Source organism: Curtobacterium sp. NPDC088465 (assembly GCF_044753165.1).
GTDB lineage: Bacteria > Actinomycetota > Actinomycetes > Actinomycetales > Microbacteriaceae > Curtobacterium.
This window is the reverse complement of sequence record NZ_JBIVMR010000002.1, coordinates 357,634-379,314: the sequence shown is the minus strand read 5'-3', so window position 1 is coordinate 379,314 and position 21,681 is coordinate 357,634. Positions and strand designations below refer to the sequence as shown.

Sequence of the window (21,681 nt, the reverse complement as noted above, 5' to 3'; positions counted from 1 at the left end):
CCTAGCGGTCGCCGTCGGCGGCATCGTGCGAGGCATCCGGGGTGCCTTCGGCGCCGCCGTGCGCGATCCCCTGCGCGTCCGTCGAGGCCTCGGCAGCGGCGACCCTGCGCGCCTGGGCCGCTGCCTGACGGGCGACCTTCCGGAGCTTCTTGTCGCTGGCGGACCGCTCGCCGACGGCGCCGGGGGTCCAGGCCTCGACGTCCTCGTCCGAGAACTCGGCCTTGCCTGCACGACGCTTCAGGTTCGGCAGCACGACGCCGTCGGCGAGGCGTCGGGCGGTCACGAGGAACCCGGTGTGGCCGACCATCCGGTGGTCCGGACGGACGGCGAGACCCTCCACGTGCCAGGTGCGCACGAGGGTCTCGCTCGACTGCGGGTCCGTGAAGCGCCCGGTGTCCCGCAGCGCCTCGGCCGTGCGGGACAGCTGCGTGACCGTCGCCACGTAGCAGACGACGAGCCCGCCGGGGACGAGCGCGTCCGCCGCGGCGTCGACGCACTCCCACGGCGCGAGCATGTCGAGGACCACGCGGTCGATGCTCTGCGGTCGGGTGGCGCCGGGGAGCTCCTCGACGAGGTCGCCGACGGTCACCGACCAGTTGTCCGGCACGGCGCCGAGGAACGTGCCGACGTTGCCGCGCGCGATGGCGGCGAACTCCTCGCGGCGCTCGAACGACTGCAGCCGGCCGGTCGGGCCGATCGCCCGGAGGAGGAAGAGCGAGAGTGCTCCCGAGCCGACGCCGGCCTCGACGACCCGGGCGCCCGGGAAGACGTCCGCGAAGGCGACGATCTGGGCGGCGTCCTTCGGGTAGACGATGGCCGCGCCCCGGGGCATCGACATCACGTAGTCGTTGAGGAGCGGCCGGAGCGCGAGGTACTCGTCGCCGGTGCTCGCCCGGATCACGGAGCCGTCGGGCTGCCCGATCACGTCGTCGTGCCGGAGCACGCCGCGGTGGGTGTGGTACTCGCCGGCGGTCTCGAGCGAGAGCGTCGTGAGCTTGCCCTTCGGGCCGGTGAGCTGCACGCGGTCACCGGCGCGGAACGGACCGCGCGGCGGGGTGTGCGGGGCGCCACCGGCGGTGTGCGGCAGGGCGACGACGTCGTCCTGCGAGGGCTGCTGGGTCTGCTCGGTCATCGGCTCGCCGTCTCGGTACGGGCCGCGAGGGCCGGGCTGGTCAGTTCGACGAGGCGGTCGACGTCCACGTCCGCCAGCGTCGTCAGGTGCACGTCGCCACCGGCGATCTCGGACAGCGGCACGATGTGCTCGACCGCGACGGTGACGGCGCCGGAGGCCACGGCCGAGGCGACCCCGGTGGCCGAGTCCTCGATCGCGATGCACGCGGTGGGGTCGACCCCGAGCTGCGCCGCCGCGGCCAGGTAGGCGTCCGGGTGGGGCTTCGGACGGTCGACGTCGTCGCCGGCGACGACCACGCGGAAGCCGCGGGCACCGAGGGCGTCGGCGGTGACGAGCGCCATCGTGCGGCGGGACATCGTCACCAGCGCGGTCGGGATGCCGCGGTCGTGCAGCTCCTCGACGAGTTCGCGGGCGCCGGGACGCCAGGGGAGCTCACCGCCCTGCAGGCGCTGCGTCACGTAGTCGGTCATCCACAGGACGATCTCCTCGACGTCCATGTCGACGCCCCGGTCGCGGAGGATCTCACCCGACCGCTCGAGCCCGCTCCCGACCAGGGAGAGGCCGTCCTCGTGGGTCCACTCGGCGCCGTACCGGTCGGTCAGCTCGACCTGGGACTGCTGCCAGATCGGTTCGGTGTCGATGATCGTGCCGTCCATGTCCCACAGCACGGCTGCGGGGAGGACGCGTTCGGGGTGCTGGGCGGTCACGGGCGACGAGTCTACCGGGGCACCGACCGGCGCCGCGGTTCCGCTCGGGGCGGACGGAGGGGTGCCGCGGGCGGCTCCGGCATATCCTGGGTGATCGACCGTGTCCGGCCGCGCGCGATCACCGTGCGCGCCCCGCTCCACCACCAGGAGGCCCCTCCGTGCCACAGCACTCCCCCTTCAGCGACGGCCGACTGCTCGTCGTCGCCTTCGAGGGCTGGAACGACGCCGGCGAGGCTGCGAGCGGCCTCGCCCGCCGGATCGTCGACGCGCTGGAACTCGACGAGTTGCGTGAGATCGACGGCGAGCGGTACGTCGACTACCAGTTCAACCGGCCGGAGGTCGGCACCGCGGAGGACGGTTCCCGAGCCATCCGCTGGCCCCGCATCGTCCTGCACGGGCCCGGCGCCGAGGGGCGTCCGGTCATCGGCGCGGCCGGTTCCGAGACCGAACGCGACGTGTTCGTCCTGGTCGGGCCGGAGCCGTCCCGGACCTGGCGGGGGTTCTGTGCGGAGGTCATCGACCTCGCCGACGTGTACTCGATCGACGCGGTGGTGTTCGTCGGCGCGATGCTGGCGGACGTCCCGCACACCCGACCGATCTCGGTGTTCGTGTCGAGCGAGAACGCCGGTGTCCGTGCGGCGTTCGACGTCGACCGGTCGACGTACGAGGGACCGACCGGCATCCTCGGCGTGCTCTCCGACGCGATGGACACCGCGGGGCTCACCACGCTCTCCCTGTGGGCCTCGGTCCCCCACTACGTGCACAACTCGCCGTCGCCGAAGGCCACCCTGTCCCTCCTCGACAAGATCGAGGAGCTCGCCGACGTCACGGTCCCGCGGGGCAGCCTGCTCGACGAGGCCACCGAGTGGGAGGAGGGCATCGACGCCCTCGCCGCCGACGACGAGGACATGGCGAGCTACATCGGCCAGCTCGAGCAGGCCCGCGACACGGTCGACTCCCCCGAGGCGTCGGGGGACGCGATCGCGCAGGAGTTCGAGCAGTACCTCCGCCGACGCGAGCGCAAGGACGGCAAGGACGGCGGCACCGCCGGCGGCGAGGGTCCGTGGCGGCCCCCGCAGCCGCCGCAGCAGTAGTCGCGACCACGGGACGGACGGGAGGCGCGGTGCCGGCTGGCACCGCGCCTCCCGTCCGTCCCGTCGTCGGCACACGCTCCGGTCGCACGACGTGCCGCTCACCTCTGGGGTGAGCGGGGCCGCGGGCGGCCCCCCGCGCCCCCCCCCGCCGCAGGGCGGCCCCCGGGACCGCCCCGCCCCCCCCCCCGCGCCGGGCCCCCCCGCGGCCCCCCCCCCCCCCCCCCCCCCCCCCCCCCCCCCCCCCCCCCCCGCGACGGCCACCGGCGGCACGTCGCGCGACCGGGAGAGCGCCTGCCCGAGCCCCCGGTCTCAGGCCAGGCGGATGCCGAGCAGGGCGTCGACGAGGTCGACCAGCTCCGGTGTCGCGCGGGTCCCCGCGGCGATCGCGGTGTCGACCGCGGCGACCGCACCCGGCGTGTCGAGGTCGTCGGCGACACGCGCGCGGATGCGGGCGATCGCGTCGGCGGCGTCGTCCTCGTGACCCGGAGCGTCGCCGGACGCCCAGGCGTCCCACGTCGCGAGCCGGGTGGTCGCGCTCGTCAGTTCGCCGTCGAACCACTCCCAGTCGTCCGAGTACCGGTGCGACAGCAGCGCGAGCCGGACGGCCCGCGGGTCGGCGCCGTCGTCGAGCAGGCCGCGCACGGTGACGAGGTTGCCGAGCGACTTCGAGATCTTCGACCCCTGGTAGGCGATCATGCCGGTGTGCACGAAGGCGTTGGCGAGCGGCTGGTGCGCGAGCGCGGCGGCGTGCCCGGCGCTCATCTCGTGGTGCGGGAAGACGAGGTCGCTGCCGCCGCCCTGCACGCTGATCGGCAGGCCGAGCTTGTCGCCCGCGATCACGCTGCACTCGATGTGCCAGCCGGGTCGTCCCGGGCCGAGCTCGGTGTCCCAGCTCGGCTCGCCGGCGCGCTCGGCACGCCAGAGCAGCGGGTCGAGCGGGTCGCGCTTGCCGGCGCGGTCCGGGTCCCCGCCCCGCTCGGCCGACAGCACGAGCATCGTCTCGCGGTCCAGGCGGCTCTCGTCGCCGAGCGCCCACGCCTCGGTGGGGCGGTTCACGTCGAAGTAGACGTCGTCGCCCTCGGAGTCGTCGGTCGGCACGTCGTAGGCGTACCCGGTCTCCTGCAGGTACGCGACGGCCTCGGCGATGCGCTCGACCTCGTCGGTCACCGCGACGAAGTCGTCCGGCGGCAGGACGCGGAGTGCCTCCATGTCGCGGCGGAACAGGTCGATCTGCGACGCGGCGAGCTCGCGCCAGTCGACGCCGTCCCGCGCGGCGCGCTCGAGCAGCGGGTCGTCGACGTCCGTGGTGTTCTGCGCGTACTCGACCTCGAGCCCCGCGTCCCGCCAGGCGCGACCGAGCGTGTCGAACGCCAGGTAGGTCGCCGCGTGGCCGAGGTGGGTGGCGTCGTACGGCGTGATGCCGCACACGTAGAGCGTCGCGCCCTCCGCGCCGTGGGTCGGGTCCACGGGCCGCCCGGCCGCGGTGTCGTGCACCACGGGTCGGGGCGCGTCACCGGGGACGGACGGGACGGACGGGACCTGCCAGGCCCTCACGGCTGGATCACTCCGAGCGACAGCAACACGATGAGCACGATACCGAGTGCGATCCGGTAGACCACGAAGGGCATGAAGCTGCGCTTCGAGATGTAGTTCATGAACGCGGCGATGACGACGAAGCCGACGACGAACGCGACGACGGTCGCCACCAGCGTGTCGACGAGACCGAAGGGCGCGCCGTGGTCGCCGAGGCTCGTCGCGGCCTCGTAGAAGCCGGACAGGAAGACCGCGGGGACGGCGAGCAGGAACGCGAAGCGCGCCGCGGCCGGTCTGGTGTAGCCGAGGGCGAGTCCCATCGACACCGTGGCGCCGGAGCGCGAGACGCCCGGGACGAGCGCCAGCATCTGGGCGACGCCGATGAGCAGGCCGTTCCGGAACGTCATCTGCTCGATCGGACGGACCTTGCGCCCGACGACGTCGAGCACGCCGAGCACGACGCCGAAGACGATGAGCACGATCGCCACGATCCAGAGCGACCGGAACGTGGTCTCGATGGAGTCCTTGAGCAGGAGTCCGGCGACACCGATCGGGATCGTGCCGAGGATGACCAGCCAGCCGAGGCGGACGTCCGGGTCCCCCTTCGGCACGTCGCGCCGGAACACCGACCGGAACCACCGCCCGACGATCCGGGTGATGTCCTTCCAGAAGTAGATCAGCACGGCCGTCTCGGTGCCGAGCTGCGTCACCGCGGTGAACGCGGCACCCGGGTCCTTCGCATCGGGCAGGAAGAGCCCGACGATGCGCAGGTGCGCGCTGGAGGACACGGGCAGGAACTCGGTGAGTCCCTGCACGAAGCCGAGGAAGATCGCCTCGAGGATGTGCATCGAGCGGGGCCTTTCGTGCCGGTCGTCGCGGGTCGCCGCCGAGGGGCGACCCGGCAATGTATCAGTACGTGGCGAGCAGGTCGCCGAGGACGCGCCGCCCGAAGGCGAGGGCGTCGAGGGGCACGCGCTCGTCGACGCCGTGGAACATCGCCGGGAAGTCGACGTCCTCCGGCAGCTGCAGCGGGACGAACCCGTACCCGGCGATCCCGAGCCGCGACATCGCCTTGTTGTCGGTGCCGCCGGACAGCAGGTAGGGCAGCACGGGCGCCCCGGGGTCGTGGCGCTCGAGCGTCCCGCGCACGGCGTCGACGAGGGGTCCGCCGAAGTCCTGCTCGAGGCCGACGTCCCGGTGCGTCATCACGACCTCGACGTCGTCGCCCGCGAGTTCCCGGACCCGCTCGAGCACGGTCTCCTCGTCGCCCGGCAGGCAGCGGAGGTCGACGAGGGCCTCGGCAGCGTCCGGGATCACGTTGTGCTTGTACCCGGCGCGGAGGACCGTCGGGTTGGTCGTCGTGTGCAGCGCCGCGTGGATGAAGCGCGAGGCGGACCCGGTCGCGAGGGCGACCTCGTCCGGCCCGGTCGTCACGGGGTCGACGCCGAGGAGCCGCGCGATCTCGCGGACCATCGCCTCGGTGGTGCCGGAGAGCCGGACCGGCCACTCCTCCGCTCCGATGCGCGCCACCGCGGCGGCCACCTTGGTCACCGCGTTGTCCCGCATCACGTGCGAGCCGTGCGCCGCGGTGCCCCGCGCGACGAGCTTGATCCACATCAGGGCCTTCTCGCCGGTCTGCAGCAGGTAGGCCCGCTGCCCGCCGAGGGTCACCGAGTACCCGCCGACCTCGCTGATCGCCTCGGTCGCGCCGGCGAAGACCTCCGGGTGCGTGTCGACGACGTGGTGGGCGCCGAGCACCCCGCCCGCCTCCTCGTCCGCGAAGAACCCGATGACGAGGTCACGCTCGGGTGCGCCCTGACCTTCGACCACGTCGCGCAACGCCGTCAGCATCATCGCGTCCATGTTCTTCATGTCGACCGCGCCGCGGCCCCAGAGCATGCCGTCGCGCACCTCGCCGCCGAACGGGTCCACCGTCCAGTTCGCGGGGTCGGCCGGCACCACGTCGAGGTGCCCGTGCACGACGAGACCCGGCTTGTCGGCGTTCCGCCCCGCCACACGGGCGACGACGCTCACCCGGCCCGGCTCCGACTCGAAGAGCTGCGGCGCGAAGCCCAGGTCGCGCAGCTCCGCCTCCACGTACTGCGCCGCCTCGGTCTCGCCGACCGACCTGCCCTCGCCCCAGTTCGTGGTGTCGATGCGGATGAGGTCCCGCGCGATGGCGGCGGTGGCCTCGAGGTCCGGCTCGGTCGGCTGGGCGTCGCTCATGCCACCAACGCTACCGGCAGCCCGCGACGCACCCGCGTACGCCCCCTGCTCGCCCGTCGTTCCGAAGGACTCGCCCGGGATGCGCGCCCGTGTTCATCGTGCGTTCAGAGCCGTGCTAGTGTCTTCTCTCGGCAGGAACGCCGGGAAAACAGCCCGGAACGACAGCCGAACAAGTGCAGAACACCCTGTCCGGGTGGCGGAATTGGTAGACGCGCTAGCTTGAGGTGCTAGTGCCCGTATTAGGGCGTGGGGGTTCAAGTCCCCCCTCGGACACAAGAAGAGAAGAGCCCCCTGGCCTGTCGGCCAGGGGGCTCTTCTCGTCCGTGCTCGCCCGGCGAGCATCGCGGGCCCGATGACCCGATGCACGCGCATCGTGCGACATCACCGCTGTCGAACGACGAGCGCGGTGTCGCAGGAGGCGCGCGGCGCGAGGGCCTCCGCCCCGCGTCTCAGTGACGCCGCAGGCGACGCACGACCAGCACCAGGCCGCCGAGGGCGGCGAGCCAGCCCCAGTTCGCCACGACCGGGTCGAGCAGCTGGTGGCGCCCGTCCCGTCGCGAGGAGCCCAGACGCGTCGAGACGGGCCGGTTGCCGAGCTCGGCGCGCCACCCGGTCTCGTGCACGACCCGGTCCGGTCGGCCGCGGAGCGCGTCCGTCACCCGGTGGGTGGCCACGTCGATCCGGTCGCCCAGCACGAGGAGCAGCCAGTGCGCCAGCCGGCCCTCGCTGAAGCGTCGGTAGGCGAACCGCTTCACGACCCCGGCGAGCCCGGACAGCGGTTGCGCCGTCCCGAACACGGGCGTGACGTGGGCGTGCTCGATCGACCGCTCGCGGCCCTCGCCGCCGGGCTGTGGCTCGGGGACGTCCCAGTGGGCACACGAGGCGAGTCCGACCTCGCGGGAGAGCTTCGGCACCGACGGACGGTCGGCCGGGTCGAGGTCGCTCCCCCACCCGGGGATGCGCTCACGGAGCTCCGCCGACGAGGGCACACGTCGGGGCGGGTCGGCGATGTAGGGCGTGTGGTCGGTCACGGGTGTCTCCTTCACGGCACGATCACCGTCTTGATGCAGTCGTCGAGCTTCGACGAGAACAGGTGGTAGGCCTCGTCGATGTGCTCGAGCGGGACCCGGTGCGTGATGATGTCGCTCGGACGGAAGTGTCCGGCCTGGATGTGCTCGAGCAGCCGGGGCCACTGGCGCTTGACCGGCGCCTGGTTCGTGTGGATCGTCAGGCCCTTGTTCATGGCGTCGCCGAACTTCACCGCGCTCGGGATCGGTCCGTACGCGCCGACGGCGGAGATCGTCCCGCCCTTGCGCACACCGTCGATCGCCCAGTTGAGCGCCGTCGGTGACCCGCCCTGCAGCTTGAGCTTCGACGCCGTGACCTGCTGGGTGAAGTTGCCGTCCGCCTCGGCACCGACGGCGTCGATCACGCTGTCCGCTCCGAGGAAGTCGGTCTGCTGCTTCATCTCGAGCACGACGTCGTCGACCTCGGCGAAGTTGATGGTCTCGGCGTGGGCGAAGGTGCGCGCCTTCTCGAGCCGGTACTCCAGCTGGTCGATGACGATCACGCGGCCGGCACCCATGAACCACGCCGACCGAGCAGCGAACAGCCCGACCGGGCCGGCGCCCAGCACCACCACGGTGTCGCCCTCGCGGATCGAGGCGAGCTGTGCGCCGAAGTAGCCCGTGCTCAGGGCATCGGTCATCAGGAGGGCGTCCTCGGCGTCCAGCCACTCCGGGATGACGGACGGGCCGACGTCGGCGAACGGTACGCGGACGCGCTCCGCCTGCCCGCCGTCGTAGCCGCCCGTGGTGTGCGAGTACCCGTAGATGCCGCCGACGGCCGTCGCGTTCGGGTTCACGTTGTGGCAGTTCGAGAACAGCCCCCTCGCGCAGAACCAGCAGGAGCCGCAGTAGACGTTGAAGGGCACCATCACGCGGTCGCCGACGGCGAGTGACGCCACCGACGAACCGACCTCCTCGACCACGCCGATGAACTCGTGGCCGAAGGTGTGCCCGACGCGGGTGTCGGGCATCATGCCGTGGTACAGGTGCAGGTCGGAACCGCAGATCGCGGCCCGTTCGACCCGGACGACGGCGTCGTTCGGGTGCTCGATCCGCGGATCGGGCTTCTCCTCGACACGGACCCGGTACGGTCCGCGGTAGGTCATGGCACGCATGGGCGCTCCCCTCGTTCGTGGAGCCCACGCTCGCCTCGGTGCCGTGCGAGGCGCTCCAGGACCGCGCGATCTGAGCAGAACGACCGGGACCGTCGACGGCGGACCGGCGAACGGACGGGAGGCGCGGTGCCGACCGGCACCGCGCCTCCCGTCCGTCCGTCACGAGGTGACGTCGACCTGTGTCAGCTCTTGGAGGCCTCGACGAAGTTGCGTCGCGGGTCGGTCTCCTTGATGAGGCTGGTCGCGTCGCGGCCGGACACCGCACCGGTGATCCAGCCGATGACGATGCGGACCTTCCGGTTCAGCGTCGGCATCGCGTACACGTGGTACGAGCGGTGCGCGAGCCAGGCGAGCAGGTTCGTCATCTTGACACCCTTGATGTTGCCGGCGCCCTTGCCGACGCCGTACGAGGCGACGGTGCCGATCGACGGGTGGCGGTACTCCTCGAGCGGCTTGCCCGTGATCGTGGCGACCACGTTGTCCGCGGCGACGACGGCCTGACGGACGGCGTTCTGCGCGTTCGGCGGGTAGTACGCCGGCTGCTTCTCGGCGGTCAGGTCGGGGACCTGCGCGACGTCGCCGAGGCCCCAGACACCCGGGACGACCTCGTGCGTGTCCTCGGCCTCGACCTGGAGCTTGGCGTTCGCAGCGAGGTGGCCCTTCGGACCACGCGGCAGGTCCGTGGCGTCGAGGAGCGGGTTCGGCTTGACGCCGGCGGTCCAGACGAGTAGCCCGGTGGCGAACTCGTCGCCGTCGGAGAGCTTGATGACCCCGCCCTCGGCGCTCGGCATGGTGGTCTTCAGCCGGACGTCGATGCCGCGGGCACGGAGCGACTCGAGGGTCCACTTCGACAGCTCCGGGCCCACCTCGGGCGCGACGCGGTCGAGCGCGTCGATGAGCACCCAGCGCGGCTGCTCACCGGCGAGCGACGGGTAGGTCTTGATGGCGGCCTGCGAGACGTCGAAGAGCTCACCGATCGCCTCGACGCCGGTGTAGCCACCACCGACGAAGATGCTCGTCAGCAGACGGCGACGCTCGTCCTCGTCACGGGTGGCAGCGGCCTTCGCGATGTTGTCGAGGAGCTTCGCGCGGACGTAGGCGGCCTCCTCCACGGTCTTGAAGCCGACGCCGTACTCCTCGAGCCCGGGGGTCGGGAACGTGCGGGTCACCGAGCCGAGCGCGACGACGAGCTGGTCGTAGCCGAGCGTGCGGTCGTCGCCGCCGGCCGTGGCGATGGACACGGTCTTGTCCTTCGACGAGATGCCGGTGACCTTGCCCTGGATGACGCGGGTCTTCTTCAGCGCGCGACGGAGCTCGAAGGTGACGTCCTTCGGGGCGATGTGCCCGCCCGCGACCTCCGGCAGGAACGGCAGGTACGTGTAGTACGTGTTCTGGTCCACCAGCGTGATCCGCATCGGCACGGTCGCGGCGTGCTTCTGGAGCTGCTTGACCGTGGTGTAGCCGGCGGAGCCGCCGCCGAGGACGAGGACGTGAGGGATGGAGTCTGCCATGCACCCGGTCTACCGGAAGAACCCCTGTGACGTCACCAAGCCGCGCCGCCCGGTCCGTGCACCGCAACCGGATCGCTCACCGGGCGATCACCGTCCGGGCGGACGGTCCTGCAGGCGCCACCAGGCGGTCTCGGCCAGCTCGGGGCCGGTGTGGACGCCGTGCTGGGTGCGACGGGACTCGGTGAGCGAGAACCGGCGCAGGCGGTACCCGCCGCCGAAGCGGTCGATGATCGCCTCGGGTGAGGACTCCGGCGTGCGCTTCACCAGCCACGTGCGGTCGTCGACGGGCTCGATCACCGTCGGTTGCCGATCCGCGAGCGCAGCACGTCGATCCGCTTCTGGATCTGTTCGATGCTCGCCTGCGCCACGGCCGGCCCACCGCTGATCCGACGGAGCTCGGCGTGGATGGCCCCGTGCGGTTCGTTCGCGTGCCGGGACCAGATCGAGACGAGCCGTGCGAGCTCGGTCCGCTGCTCCTTGATGGTCTGGTACATCGGGCGCGACTCGTCGGGCTTGGGCTTGGGGAGGCCGTCCTTCGCCGCGCGGCCCTTCGACCGCTTCGCCTGGGATGCCTGACGGGCCCGCAGGAGATCGCGCACCTGGTCGGGCTCGAGGAGCCCCGGGATGCCGATGAAGTCGAGTTCCTCGAGCGAGCCGACCTCGCCCCCGGTGCCGAACTCGCCGCCGTCGTAGAGCACCCGGTCGAACGACGCCTGCGAGTCGAGCGCCTCGAACGGCTGCACCTCGAGCAGGCTCTCGGACGCCCGGTCCTCCTTGTTGGCCTCGGCGACCATGGCGTCCTCGGGGTTGTACATCCCGTCGTCGCTGTCCTTCGGCCGGTCGAGGGCGTGGTCGCGCTCGAGCTCGAGCGACGCCGCGAGGGCCATCAGCCCGGGCACGCTCGGCAGGAACACGCTCGCGGTCTCGCCGCGGCGGCGGGCCCGGACGAAGCGCCCGATCACCTGCGCGAAGAACAGCGGTGTGCTCGCGCTCGTGGCGTACACGCCGACGCAGAGCCGGGGTACGTCGACGCCCTCGGACACCATGCGGACGGCGACCATCCAGCGCGAGGTGTCCTCGGCGTACGCCTGGATCCGGCTCGATCCGGCGGCCTCGTCGGAGAGCACCACGGTCGGTCGCTCGCCGGTGATCTGCTGCAGGATCCGGGCGTAGGCGCGCGCGGTCGTGGTGTCGGTCGCGATCACCAGGCCGCCGGCGTCCGGCACGCCGCGACGGACCTCGGTCAGCCGCTTGTCGGCGGCCGACAGCACGGCGGGCATCCACTCGCCCTCCGGCGAGAGCGCGGTCCGCCACGCCTGTGCGGTGATGTCCTTCGTGACCTGCTCGCCGAGGGACGCCGACATCTCGTCGCCCATGCGCGTCTTCCACCGCATCTGCCCGGCGTAGGCCATGAACAGCACCGGGCGGACGACGCCGTCCTTGAGCGCGCGGCCGTACCCGTAGTTGTAGTCGGAGATCGAGGTCCGGATGCCCTGCTCGTCGGGGGCGTACTGCACGAACGGGATCGGGGCCGTGTCCGACCGGAACGGGGTGCCGGAGAGGGACAGCCGACGGGTCGCCTTCGTGAAGGCCTCGCGGATGCCGTCGCCCCAGGTGAGTGCGTCGCCGCCGTGGTGGACCTCGTCGAGGATCACCAGCGTGCGACCGCCCTCGGTGATCTTCTGGTGGACCTCGGGGTTCATGCCGACCTGCGCGTAGGTGATCGCCACGCCCTGGTAGTGCCGCCCGAACATCCCGTCGCCGTTCTTGAACATCGGGTCGATCCGGATGCCCACGCGGTCGGCAGAGTCCGCCCACTGCCGCTTGAGGTGCTCCGTCGGGGCCACGACGACGATGCGGTCGACGGTGCCGCGGGCGAGGAGCTCCGTGGCGAGGCGGAGCGCGAACGTGGTCTTGCCGGCGCCGGGGGTCGCAGCGGCGAGGAAGTCGCGCGGCTCGGTCTCGAAGTACTTCGTGAGCGCCTCGACCTGCCACGCACGGAGCTTCGACGCGGTCCCCCACGCAGCCCGCTCCGGGAAGGCCGGTGACAGGTGCTCGGCGGCCGCGTTGCCGGCGTTCTCCGCCTGGACCACGGCCTCGTCGTGGGGTCGGGCAGCGCCCGGCGCGGCCGGTTCACCACCGACCGCGGACTGCTCCCGCGTCGCCCGGTCGTCGCCGTCCGGAGCGTCGCCCCACAGCGTCGCGGGCTGCTGCTGGTCGTCGTACTCCGCTGCGCTCACTTCACGCGATCCTACCGTCAGGCCGGGTCCTGCCGGGCGTGCGGCGGACGCTGCTCGGGCGTGCCGCGCACGAGCGAGGCGGGCCGGAGCACGCCGGCACCGAAGCGTGCGGCGACCGCGTCGACCGTCGTCTCGGTCTCCCGCCACGGCGCGTCGTCGTCCCACAGCGCGTTGCTCGCCGCTGCCGGGACGAGGTTCTCGCCGCGCACGCCGATCAGGCGGATCCGGTTGCCGGGCCGGTGCAGGACGTCGTAGAGCTCGACCGCCTCGTGGTGGAGCCGCTTCGCCACATCGGTCGGTTCGGCGAGCGTCCGGGACCGGGTGAGGGTGCTGAAGTCGGTGTACCGCACCTTGAGCGCGACCGTGCGGGCCTGCACGCCGGCGCGGCGCAGGCGCACGGCGACCTTGTCGGCCAGGCGCAGGAGCTCGCGGGCGACGTCGTCACGCTCGGTCAGGTCACGTCCGAAGGTGACCTCGTGCCCGATCGACTTCTCGCTGACGCCGGTGTCGACCACGCGCGGGTCGCGGCCCCAGGACAGGTCGTGCAGGCGCTGTCCGCCGGCGGGTCCGAGTGCGGCGACGAGCGACGGCAGCGGCGTGTGGGCGAGGTCCCCGACCGTACGGATGCCACGGCGCTCGAGCTTCTCCTGCGTCGTGCCGCCGACGCCCCAGAGCGCCGCGACCGGTTGGGGGTGCAGGAAGGCCACGGTGTGCGTGGCCGGCACGACGAGGAGCCCGTCCGGCTTGGACCGGCTCGACGCGAGCTTGGCGACGAACTTGGTGGAGGCCGCGCCCACCGAGCAGTGGAGACCCGTCTCGGCGAGGACCGCGGCGCGGATGGCGGTGCCGATCTGCCACGGGGTGCCGTAGAGCCGGAGCGCACCGGCGACGTCGAGGAACGCCTCGTCGATCCCGAGCTTCTCGACCTTCGGGGTGAACTGCCCGAAGACGCGCATCACCGCGGCCGACTTCGCCGCGTACTTCTCGAAGTGCGGCTCGACGATGACGGCGTTCGGGCACCGGCGCTTCGCCACGGCCATCGGCATCGCCGAGTTCACGCCGTAGCGACGGGCCTCGTACGTGGCGGCGGTGACGACGGAGCGGTCCGAGTCGTGTCCGACGATGACGGGGAGCCCGCGCAGGTCGGGACGGTCCAGCAGTTCGACGGAGGCGAAGAAGGCGTCCATGTCGACGTGCAGGACCGTCGCCGTCACGTCGTCGACCGGACGCTCGGAGACGAGCCGGTTGCGTCCGTCCTGCTTGCTCACCCGGCGATGGTGCCACGCACCACCGACACCCGGCCGGGCTCCGGCTCAGGCGAGCGGCCCGAGCTCCGCGGCGGCGATCGTCCGCGCCGCCGCGTCCCGCGTCGACGGGTGGTACTGCCCCGCTCGGACGTCCCGCGCGAGCCGGGCGAGTTCCGACGACGCCCGGAACGCCGAGCCGCCGGCGAGCCGCAGCGCCTCGTCCACGACGTGCTGCGCCGCGTCCACCGTCCGCGCCTTGGTGCCGACGAGCAGCGGGAACCAGCGGGGGCCGAGGTCGTCCAGCTCGTCGACCGACCGGGCCAGGGCGGACACCTGCAGGGCGACCGCGTCGACCGCGCCGCGCAGGTCGGCGACCGCACGGCGGACGTCGGGGTCCTGCGACCGCGGAACGCCGTCGCGCCCGCGTCGACCGGACACCGCTGCGACGGCCAGTCCGAGCGCCCGTTCGGCGATCCCGACGTACACCGACGCCACGAGCAGCTCGAACGCCGCGAACACCCCGAAGACGAGCGGGTCCTGCGTCGGACCGACGGGGAGCACCCGGACGATCCGCGACGCCGGCACGTGCACGCCGTGCAGCAGCGTCGTCCGGCTCTGGGTCGCGCGCATCCCGAGCGTGTCCCAGTCGTCGAGGTGCTCGACGTCGCCGTCGGACCGCAGCACGAAGCCGTGCACGAGCCGTGGCTCCGGACCACTGGTGTCCTTGCCGAACACGCTGAGGACGTCCCACGCCGGGGCGAGCGAGGTGGACACCTTCGTGCCGGTGAAGCGGTAGCCGCCGTCGCCGTCCGGCTCCGCCGTCGTCGACGAGTCGAACAGCACGGCGTCGTTGCCCGGTTCGCTCACCCCGAAGGCGAGCAGGTGGTCGTCCGCCGCGTGGTCGGTGACGGTCTGGAGGAACGACCCGCCCCGCGCCGTGACGGCGCGCGCCGCCTGCACCCACACCTGGTGCATCCCGAGCCCGAGCGCGGTCGCCGGCGCGGCCTGCGCGAGCCGCCGCTGCAGGGTGCTCGTCGCGGCGAGGCCGAGCCCAGCGCCGCCCTGCTCGACCGGGACGCCGATGCGCAGCCAGCCGGCCGCGCGCAGCTCCTCGAGGTCCTCGGCGCAGAACGCGTTCTCGGCGTCGTACCGCGGCGCGCGGGCGGCGATCCGCTCCAGCAGGTCCTGCGACAGCGTCCACCCGGGTTCGTCGGCCAACGTCATGCCACGAGACTACGGTCGGAGGCGTGTCAGCTCGTCATGCGTGGTCCAGGTACGTCGCGATCGGTGACTCGTTCACCGAGGGGATCGGTGACCCGGACCCCACCGTCCCCGGCGGCAACCGTGGGTGGGCCGACCGCGTGGCCGAGGTCCTCGCCGGACGGGCGGACGGGTTCGCGTACGCCAACCTGGCGATCCGCGGGCGCCTGCTCGGGCAGATCGTCGACGAGCAGGTCGAGCCGGCCCTCGCGCTCCGCCCCGACCTCGTGACGGTGTCCGCGGGCGGCAACGACATCATCCGCCCCGGTTCGGACCCCGACGAGCTCGCCGAACGGTTCGACGGCATGGTCGGGCGGCTGCGGAGCGACGGCGCCACCGTGGTGCTCTTCACCGGCCCCGACGTCGGCATGACACCCGTGCTCGGCATGGTCCGCGGCAAGACGGCGATCTACAACGAGAACCTGCACGCGATCGCGCTCAAGCACGGTGCCCTCGTCGCCGACATGTGGGCGCTCCGGGTCCTCCGCGACCCCCGGATGTGGGCGCCGGACCGCCTGCACCACTCCCCGACCGGCCACGCGACCGTCGCCGCGGCCGTGCTCGACGCCCTCGGGGTCGAGCACGGGCTCGACCCGGTGACGCCGGAGCCGCTCGAGGCCAGACCGTGGCGCGAGGCCCGCGTCGAGGACCTCGGGTGGGCGCGCGAGTACCTCGTCCCCTGGGTCGTGCGGCGCATCCGGCACACGTCGTCCGGCGACGGCATCAGCGCGAAGCGGCCCGACCTGCAGCCCGTCGAGGTGACGTCCGACACGCCCTGACCCGGGATGCACCCTCGGTCGGAGGCCGCACCCCGGTGTGCGCAGCGCGGTGTCCGCCAGGGGGCGCGATCGGTCAGTCGACCGGGCGGCGCAGCGTGAGCGGCCCGTCGTGCAGCGGCTGCGTGGTCCACTCCCCCGTCGCCGTCCCCGCGGTCGGGTCGAGCCGGAGCCGGGCGGCGTGCGGAGTCTCGACGAAGCGGACGACGACCTCGACGGTGCCGTCGGGTCCGGTCGCACCGCTCGCGGCGAGCGGCCCCTCGACCGACCACGCGCCCTGACCGACCGGGACCGACAGCAGCCCGCCGTCGACGTCGACCGTGAGTCGCCAGCCCTCGGCGTCGGAATCCAACCGGAGCCCCTCGAGCACGCCGTCGGACTCGTAGGACCCGGCCACGGCGTCGGCCAGGCGACCGCCCTGCACCGGGGGCAGCCCGAGGGAGGCGAGCCGTGCCTCCAGACCGGGGTCCGCGTCGACACCGGCGGCCGTGCCCGCAGCGCCCCCGTCGCCGTCCTGCGGCGCGATCGCCGGCAGCAGGTGCTGCCAGGCCGCGTCGAGCACCGCCTGCATGTCGAGCGACTGCCCGGTCAGGGCGAGCACGACGTCCTGCTCCGGCAGCACGACGCAGAACTGGCCGTACGCGCCGTCGCCGCGGAAGCCGTGGCGGGCCATCCAGAACTGGAAGCCGTAGCCCTGCCGCCAGTCCGCGTTCTCCTCGTGGGGGTTGTCGACCTGCCTGCTCGTGGCGGCGTCGACCCAGTCCTCGTCGAGGATGCGCTGCCCGTCCCACACGCCCCGCTGCAGGTACAGCTGGCCGAGCGCTGCGACAGCGGCCGTCGGCGCGTACGCACCGCTGAACCCGAGCTCGGCGCCCGTGTCGTCGCGCTTCCACGCGAGGTCGTCGATGCCGAGCGGGTCGAGCAGGCGCGGGCGCAGGTAGTCGACGAGGGACTCGCCGCTCGCCCGGCGGACGATCGCGGCGAGCGTGTACGTGCACGGCTGGTTGTACGCGAAGACCGTGCCGGGTTCCTCGTCCGGCGGGGTGAGGAGGAACCCGCGGACCAGGTCCTCCGGGTCGGTGGCCTCGGCCCGCTGCAGGGTCTCCTCGCGGTGCCCGGACGCCATCGCGAGCAGGTGTCGGACCCGGATCCGGCGACTGCGCTCGTCGGTGACGTCCGCGTCGAGCTCAGGCAAGCACGACAGCACCGTGGCGTCGAGGTCGACGAGCCCCTCACGGACGGCGATGCCGACGGCAGCGGCGGTGAAGCTCTTGCTGAGCGAGTAGAGCAGGTGGACGCGGTCCGCGGCGTAGGGGGCCCACCATCCCTCGGCGGCCACCCGGCCGTGTCGCAGCAGCACGATGCTGTGCGGCTCGACGTCCGGTGTCGACTCGAGGGCGTCGAGGAACGCGGTGATCCCGCGTGCGTCGATGCCGAGGGCGGACGGGGTGCTGCGCGGGAACGTCGTCGTCACGCTCGAGAGCCTACGCGGCGAGCCCCCAGCGCTGCGGTGGCGACGCGGGGTCGAGCGACGTGGAGGCCGCGCGCGGGGCTGCGCCGGCGGCGGCTGCCGACGGACTGGTCTCGACGCCGCGGAACGGGTTCGTCCAGCGCCACCAGAGCCCCGGGTCCTCGATGGAGCGCTCGAGCTCGAGCGGCACGGTCACGGGGTCGTGGTGCTCGATCGAGAACCGTACGGAGCCGACCCGCTCGCCCCGCTCGCCGAGCGTGACGCTGTCGAGCCGGGTGCGTGCGGTGACCGTCGTGTCGCCCCAGACCAGGACCTCGGCGGCATCGGCGGCCACGGCGTCGGCGTCGTCCCGCCAGGGCGTCGAGTAGGTGCCGAAGGTCTGGCCGGCGTGCGTGAGCGTGACCGTCTGGAAGTTGTCGGCCACCGAGCGGAGCAGGCGGCGGACGTCGACGTCGAGTGACGGGTGGTCCCTGCCGCCGAGCATGACACCGACGACGGTGACCTGCCGGCCCCCGCGCTGGTACGTGGCGGCGAACAGCAGGCAGGCCCCCGCCTCGTCGAGCGTGCCGGTCTTGATGCCCTCGATGCCGTCCATCCCGAGGAGCTTGTTCGAGTTCTCGATCTCGCCCGCCCCGGGCACGGTCACCTGCTCCGTCCCGACGATCTCCTTCACGACGGGGTCAGCCAGTGCGAGCTGTCCGAGCCGCACCAGGTCGGTCGCCGTCGAGCGGTTCGCGGGGTCGAGGCCGGTCGGCTCGTGGATCGTCGTGTCGTCCAGCCCGTGCTCGTCCAGCCAGGCCGAGGCGGCGCGCTCGTAGCCGTCCATCGACCCGAAGGCCCAGAGCGCGAGTGCACCGGCGTAGTTGTTCGCCGACTTCATCAGCATGACCTGCATGGTCTGGTGCTCGGACAGCCGCAGGCCGTCCGGCATCGGCGCCACCTCGCCGTTCTGCGCCAGGTACTCGGCGTAGAGCGCCTGCATCTGCGCGTCGAAGCGGATCGTCGGGCCGGACTCCCCGCGGTCGAGCGGTCTCGCATCGAGCACGACCAGGGCCGTCACGACCTTGGTGATGCTCGCGATCGAGCGGGCCTTGGTGTCCCCGCTGGTGCGCAGGCTCTCCGGGAACCCGGTGGCCTGGACCGCGGTCGCCCCGTAGCCCGGGAACCGCAGGTCCGGCAGGGTCGAGGTCGGGGCGGAGTACTTCGTCGTGGTGGCGCTCGCCGGCGCGAACGGCACGACGGCGACGGCCACCAGGTACCCGACGGCGAGCAGGAGCACCGCGACGACGCCGATCGTCACGGGCCTCCTGACGGCGGAGCGGGGGCTGCGGACGACACGGGGCACGGGAACCGAGGCTACCGGGCAGTCCCGGGGTGCCGGCCGACAGCGAGCCGCCGGTCGTCCCCCGACCGTCGTGTGACGAACACGTAAAACATCGCGCTCCGGGATCCGTGCGTCGCCCGGCAGCCCCTAGCGTGCTGGACATGCACCACGGAACCACCCCGGGCGCCACGCGTGGCGGCCGCACCACCGCCGCGTCCACCGGCCCGGCCACCGACCCGGCCGAGGGCACGACGACCGCACCGGGCCCGGCTCCGGCCCCCGCTCCGGCTCCGGTCACGGTGCTCCAGCCCGGCACCGGCCCGGTCCGGTCGTCGCGGTACCTGCCGGCCGAGGCAGACCGGGTGCTCTGGGGACGGCTCCCGAACGGCGACGACCGCCCGGTCGTGACGCTCGCTCCCGGTGACGACCTGACGATCGACACCGTGAGCCACGAGGGGCTCCTGCCGGACCAGGGCAGTGACCCCGTCGCCTTCTTCGGCCGCCACGGCGTCGCGCCGGAGCACGTGCTCGCCGACGCGGTCGCGATCGCCCGGACCGGTCGCCGCGACCCGGAGCGGGACGGCCCGCACGTGGTCACCGGACCGATCGCCGTCGACGGTGCCGAGCCGGGCGACGTCCTGACCATGACCGTGCTCGAGACGCTCCCCCGCGTGCCGTACGGCGTGGTGTCGAACCGGCACGGCCGCGGGGCCCTGCACGGCGAGTACCCGGTCGACGGGCGCACCGTCAGCGTCTTCGCCGACGTGGTGCCCGCCCACGACGGGCCCGGCGACGACGGACCCGGCGACGACCGGCTCCTCGGACGCATCCCGCTCACCGAGCGCGGCGACCGGTACGCCCGGTTCCCGCTCGCGCCCTTCCTCGGCATCATGGGCGTCGCGACCCCCGGCGAGCGGCTGCACTCGGTCCCGCCCGGACGTCACGGCGGCAACATCGACGTCAACCTGCTGCAGGCCGGTGCGCAGCTCCACCTGCCGGTCCTCGTGCCGGGTGCCCTGGCCTACGTCGGCGACCCGCACTTCGCGCAGGGGGACGGCGAGGTCGCGCTCACCGCCATGGAGGCCTCCCTCCGTGCGACGGTGCGCTTCGACGTCACGCCGGCCGCCGAGGCAGCGCAGCAGTTCGGGGAGCTCGTCTGGCCGCTCGTCGAGACGCGGGACCACCTGGTGCCGACAGGACTCGACCCCGACCTCGACGAGGCCGTCCGGGCCTGCGTCCGGCACGCGATCGCGATCCTGGGCGCGCGGTACGGCATGGAACCGCACCTGGCGTACGCCTACCTCAGTGCGGCGACGGACTTCGACGTGTCGCAGGTGGTCGACCTGGTGACCGGGGCGCACGCCCGCATCCGCAAGGCCGACTTCGCGGACGTCCGGTGAGCGCCGCACGGCAGACCGGTGGTCCGACCGCACACGCCGGACTCCTCGACGCCCTCGACGCCTACGAACGGGCACTCGCCGACGACGACCTCGCGGCGCTCGACGACGCGTTCGTCCGCTCCGCCGACACCCTGCGCGGCGACGACCGCGGCCTGCTCGTCGGGCACGACGCGATCAGCACCTTCCGCGGTGCGCGGGGTGGAGTAGCACCGCGCCACCTGTCCCGCACCGAGGTCCGGGTGCTCGCCGAGGACCTCGCCCTCGTCGTCTCCGTCGCCGCGTTCCGCGACGGCGGCTCGGGTCTGCAGACCCAGCTCTGGCGCCGTCAGGCCGACACGTGGCGCATCGAGGCGGCACACGTCACCGGGCGGACCCGACCCCTCGACACCACCGTGTGGCGCGTCGTCGGCGACCCGCTCCTCCCGCCGACCGGCCGCGGCCGTCTCGACGGCGCCACGGTGGCGGTCAAGGACCTGTACGCCGTCGCCGGCCACCGCGTCGGGGCCGGCAACCCGACGTACCTGCAGGAGTCCGTGCCCGTCCCCGCCTCCGCAGCGGCGGTCGCCGCCCTCCTCGACGCCGGCGCGTCGGTCCGCGGCATCGCGCGGACGGACGAGTTCGCCTACGCCCTGACCGGACGCAACGAGCACCACGGCACCCCGCCGAACGGCGCCGACCCGTCGCGTGTGCCGGGAGGCTCGTCCAGCGGATCAGCGTCGGCCGTCCGTTCCGGGGTGGCGGACGTCGGACTCGGCACGGACACCGCGGGATCGCTGCGGATCCCCGCCTCGTACCAGGGGCTCTGGGGCCTGCGGACGACCCACGGCGTCGTCGACCGCGCCGGGCTGCTGCCGCTCGCGCCGTCGTTCGACACCGTCGGGTGGCTGACCAGGGACGCCGACACCATGGTCCGGGCCCTCGACGCCTCGGTGCCGCACGGGTCGCACCCCGTGTCGGAGGCCGGGGTGCCGGTCGTGCTCGCGGAGCTCCTCGCCGCCGCGGACCCGGCGACGCAGGGCGCCGTCCACGCCGTCGTCGGTGACGTGCCGGTCGTGACGCTCGCCGACCTCGGGCTCCCCGCGCTCGACGACCTCCGCGACCTCCTGCGGCTCGTGCAGGGTGCCGAGGCGACGGCGGCGCACGGGGAGTGGATCGCGGCCCACCCCGACGCCCTCGGGGCCGTCGTCGGGCAGCGGTTCGCCGCGGCCGCCACGAACCCGCCGGACCTCGTCGCGGAGGCCCGCCGGCGCTTCCCCGGGGTCCGAGAAGCGATCCGAGCAGCCCTGGTCGACCGGGTGCTCGTCACGCCGACCGCTCCGGGCCCGGCCCCGTCGCTCGGCGCCGGCGCGGAGGAGCTCGAGCGCGTCCGCACCGCGACGACCACCATGACCGCGCTCGCGAGCGTGGGCGGGGTGCCCTCCCTGAGCGTGCCGGCGCTCACCGTCGACGACGCACCCGTCGGCCTGTGCCTGACCGGCGGGACCGGCACCGACCGAGCACTGGTGACCACGGCGGACCGCTGGCTGCGCGACGGGGTCGGCACGGGCCTCCCGGCCGGCGCTGCCTGAAGCGGTACGC

General features: G+C 73.3%; 18 protein-coding genes and 1 tRNA gene. 5 read left to right on the top strand and 14 right to left on the bottom strand.

Features of this window, described 5'->3' with window-relative positions:
- Position 1: 1 nt before the first annotated feature.
- Positions 2–1,132: a tRNA (adenine-N1)-methyltransferase gene (locus ACIP6W_RS09065; protein ID WP_400429102.1), complete on the bottom strand. Its 1,131-nt coding sequence runs from the start codon at positions 1,130–1,132 to the stop codon at positions 2–4.
- Entirely contained in the window at positions 1,129–1,839 is a 711-nt protein-coding gene (locus ACIP6W_RS09060; RefSeq protein WP_271827136.1) for an HAD family phosphatase, read from the bottom strand. The genes ACIP6W_RS09065 and ACIP6W_RS09060 overlap by 4 nt, the downstream gene beginning before the upstream one ends.
- Positions 1,840–1,997: 158 nt before the next feature.
- On the opposite strand from ACIP6W_RS09060, the gene ACIP6W_RS09055 reads away from it, so the two are divergent.
- Positions 1,998–2,933 carry a proteasome assembly chaperone family protein gene (locus ACIP6W_RS09055; RefSeq protein ID WP_066654364.1) on the top strand — a complete coding sequence of 312 codons (936 nt, stop codon included), beginning with the start codon at positions 1,998–2,000 and terminating at the stop codon, positions 2,931–2,933.
- 309 nt (positions 2,934–3,242) lie between these two features.
- Here ACIP6W_RS09055 and mshC read toward each other — a convergent pair whose 3' ends face one another.
- The 3 genes from mshC to ACIP6W_RS09040 all read right to left on the bottom strand — a co-directional run bounded on the left by mshC (position 3,243) and on the right by ACIP6W_RS09040 (position 6,692).
- Positions 3,243–4,487 (bottom strand): cysteine--1-D-myo-inosityl 2-amino-2-deoxy-alpha-D-glucopyranoside ligase, encoded by a 1,245-nt coding sequence (mshC, locus tag ACIP6W_RS09050; protein WP_400429100.1) that lies wholly within the window; start codon positions 4,485–4,487, stop codon positions 3,243–3,245.
- Complete coding sequence (locus ACIP6W_RS09045; RefSeq protein WP_326496292.1) at positions 4,484–5,314, bottom strand: undecaprenyl-diphosphate phosphatase; 831 nt, start codon at positions 5,312–5,314, stop codon at positions 4,484–4,486. The genes mshC and ACIP6W_RS09045 overlap by 4 nt, the downstream gene beginning before the upstream one ends.
- Positions 5,315–5,375: 61 nt before the next feature.
- Positions 5,376–6,692, bottom strand: coding sequence for a M20/M25/M40 family metallo-hydrolase (locus tag ACIP6W_RS09040; protein WP_400429098.1), 1,317 nt, complete (start codon positions 6,690–6,692; stop codon positions 5,376–5,378).
- A gap of 187 nt (positions 6,693–6,879) precedes the next feature.
- Here ACIP6W_RS09040 and ACIP6W_RS09035 point away from each other — a divergent pair.
- Positions 6,880–6,965, top strand: a tRNA-Leu gene (locus ACIP6W_RS09035).
- A gap of 176 nt (positions 6,966–7,141) precedes the next feature.
- On the opposite strand, the gene ACIP6W_RS09030 is transcribed toward ACIP6W_RS09035, so the two are convergent.
- The 7 genes from ACIP6W_RS09030 to ACIP6W_RS09000 all read right to left on the bottom strand — a co-directional run bounded on the left by ACIP6W_RS09030 (position 7,142) and on the right by ACIP6W_RS09000 (position 15,096).
- Positions 7,142–7,723 (bottom strand): hypothetical protein, encoded by a 582-nt coding sequence (locus ACIP6W_RS09030; protein ID WP_400429096.1) that lies wholly within the window; start codon positions 7,721–7,723, stop codon positions 7,142–7,144.
- Positions 7,724–7,734: 11 nt separating this feature from the next.
- Positions 7,735–8,874, bottom strand: a complete 1,140-nt coding sequence (locus tag ACIP6W_RS09025) for a zinc-dependent alcohol dehydrogenase (RefSeq protein WP_251155504.1) — start codon at positions 8,872–8,874, stop codon at positions 7,735–7,737.
- A 182-nt stretch (positions 8,875–9,056) separates the two neighbouring features.
- Complete coding sequence (locus tag ACIP6W_RS09020) at positions 9,057–10,385, bottom strand: NAD(P)/FAD-dependent oxidoreductase (RefSeq protein ID WP_066654372.1); 1,329 nt, start codon at positions 10,383–10,385, stop codon at positions 9,057–9,059.
- Between the two features lie 87 nt (positions 10,386–10,472).
- The gene (locus ACIP6W_RS09015; protein WP_066654373.1) at positions 10,473–10,682 is read right to left on the bottom strand and encodes a hypothetical protein; all 210 of its coding nucleotides are present in this window, start codon (positions 10,680–10,682) and stop codon (positions 10,473–10,475) included.
- Positions 10,679–12,478 carry a DEAD/DEAH box helicase gene (locus ACIP6W_RS09010; RefSeq protein ID WP_066658243.1) on the bottom strand — a complete coding sequence of 600 codons (1,800 nt, stop codon included), beginning with the start codon at positions 12,476–12,478 and terminating at the stop codon, positions 10,679–10,681. The genes ACIP6W_RS09015 and ACIP6W_RS09010 overlap by 4 nt, the downstream gene beginning before the upstream one ends.
- 164 nt (positions 12,479–12,642) lie before the next feature.
- Entirely contained in the window at positions 12,643–13,893 is a 1,251-nt protein-coding gene (gene dinB, locus ACIP6W_RS09005) for a DNA polymerase IV (RefSeq protein ID WP_400429093.1), read from the bottom strand.
- A gap of 45 nt (positions 13,894–13,938) precedes the next feature.
- Entirely contained in the window at positions 13,939–15,096 is a 1,158-nt protein-coding gene (locus ACIP6W_RS09000) for an acyl-CoA dehydrogenase family protein (RefSeq protein WP_209682533.1), read from the bottom strand.
- 23 nt (positions 15,097–15,119) lie between these two features.
- Between ACIP6W_RS09000 and ACIP6W_RS08995 the strand changes: the two genes are divergently transcribed.
- On the top strand, positions 15,120–15,911 hold the full coding sequence (locus tag ACIP6W_RS08995; RefSeq protein WP_209682530.1) for an SGNH/GDSL hydrolase family protein: 792 nt from the start codon (positions 15,120–15,122) through the stop codon (positions 15,909–15,911).
- Between the two features lie 73 nt (positions 15,912–15,984).
- Here ACIP6W_RS08995 and ACIP6W_RS08990 read toward each other — a convergent pair whose 3' ends face one another.
- Together ACIP6W_RS08990 and ACIP6W_RS08985 are read right to left on the bottom strand one after the other, a co-directional pair.
- On the bottom strand, positions 15,985–17,382 hold the full coding sequence (locus ACIP6W_RS08990; protein WP_400429090.1) for a serine hydrolase domain-containing protein: 1,398 nt from the start codon (positions 17,380–17,382) through the stop codon (positions 15,985–15,987).
- Positions 17,383–17,392: 10 nt separating this feature from the next.
- A complete protein-coding gene (locus tag ACIP6W_RS08985; RefSeq protein ID WP_144411301.1) occupies positions 17,393–18,724 on the bottom strand; it encodes a D-alanyl-D-alanine carboxypeptidase family protein in 1,332 nt (443 codons plus the stop codon).
- Positions 18,725–18,864: 140 nt separating this feature from the next.
- On the opposite strand from ACIP6W_RS08985, the gene ACIP6W_RS08980 reads away from it, so the two are divergent.
- Together ACIP6W_RS08980 and ACIP6W_RS08975 are read left to right on the top strand one after the other, a co-directional pair.
- The gene (locus tag ACIP6W_RS08980) at positions 18,865–20,103 is read left to right on the top strand and encodes an acetamidase/formamidase family protein (RefSeq protein ID WP_400429088.1); all 1,239 of its coding nucleotides are present in this window, start codon (positions 18,865–18,867) and stop codon (positions 20,101–20,103) included.
- Entirely contained in the window at positions 20,100–21,671 is a 1,572-nt protein-coding gene (locus tag ACIP6W_RS08975; RefSeq protein ID WP_400429086.1) for an AtzH-like domain-containing protein, read from the top strand. Before ACIP6W_RS08980 ends, ACIP6W_RS08975 begins: the two co-directional genes overlap by 4 nt.
- Positions 21,672–21,681 lie beyond the last annotated feature (10 nt).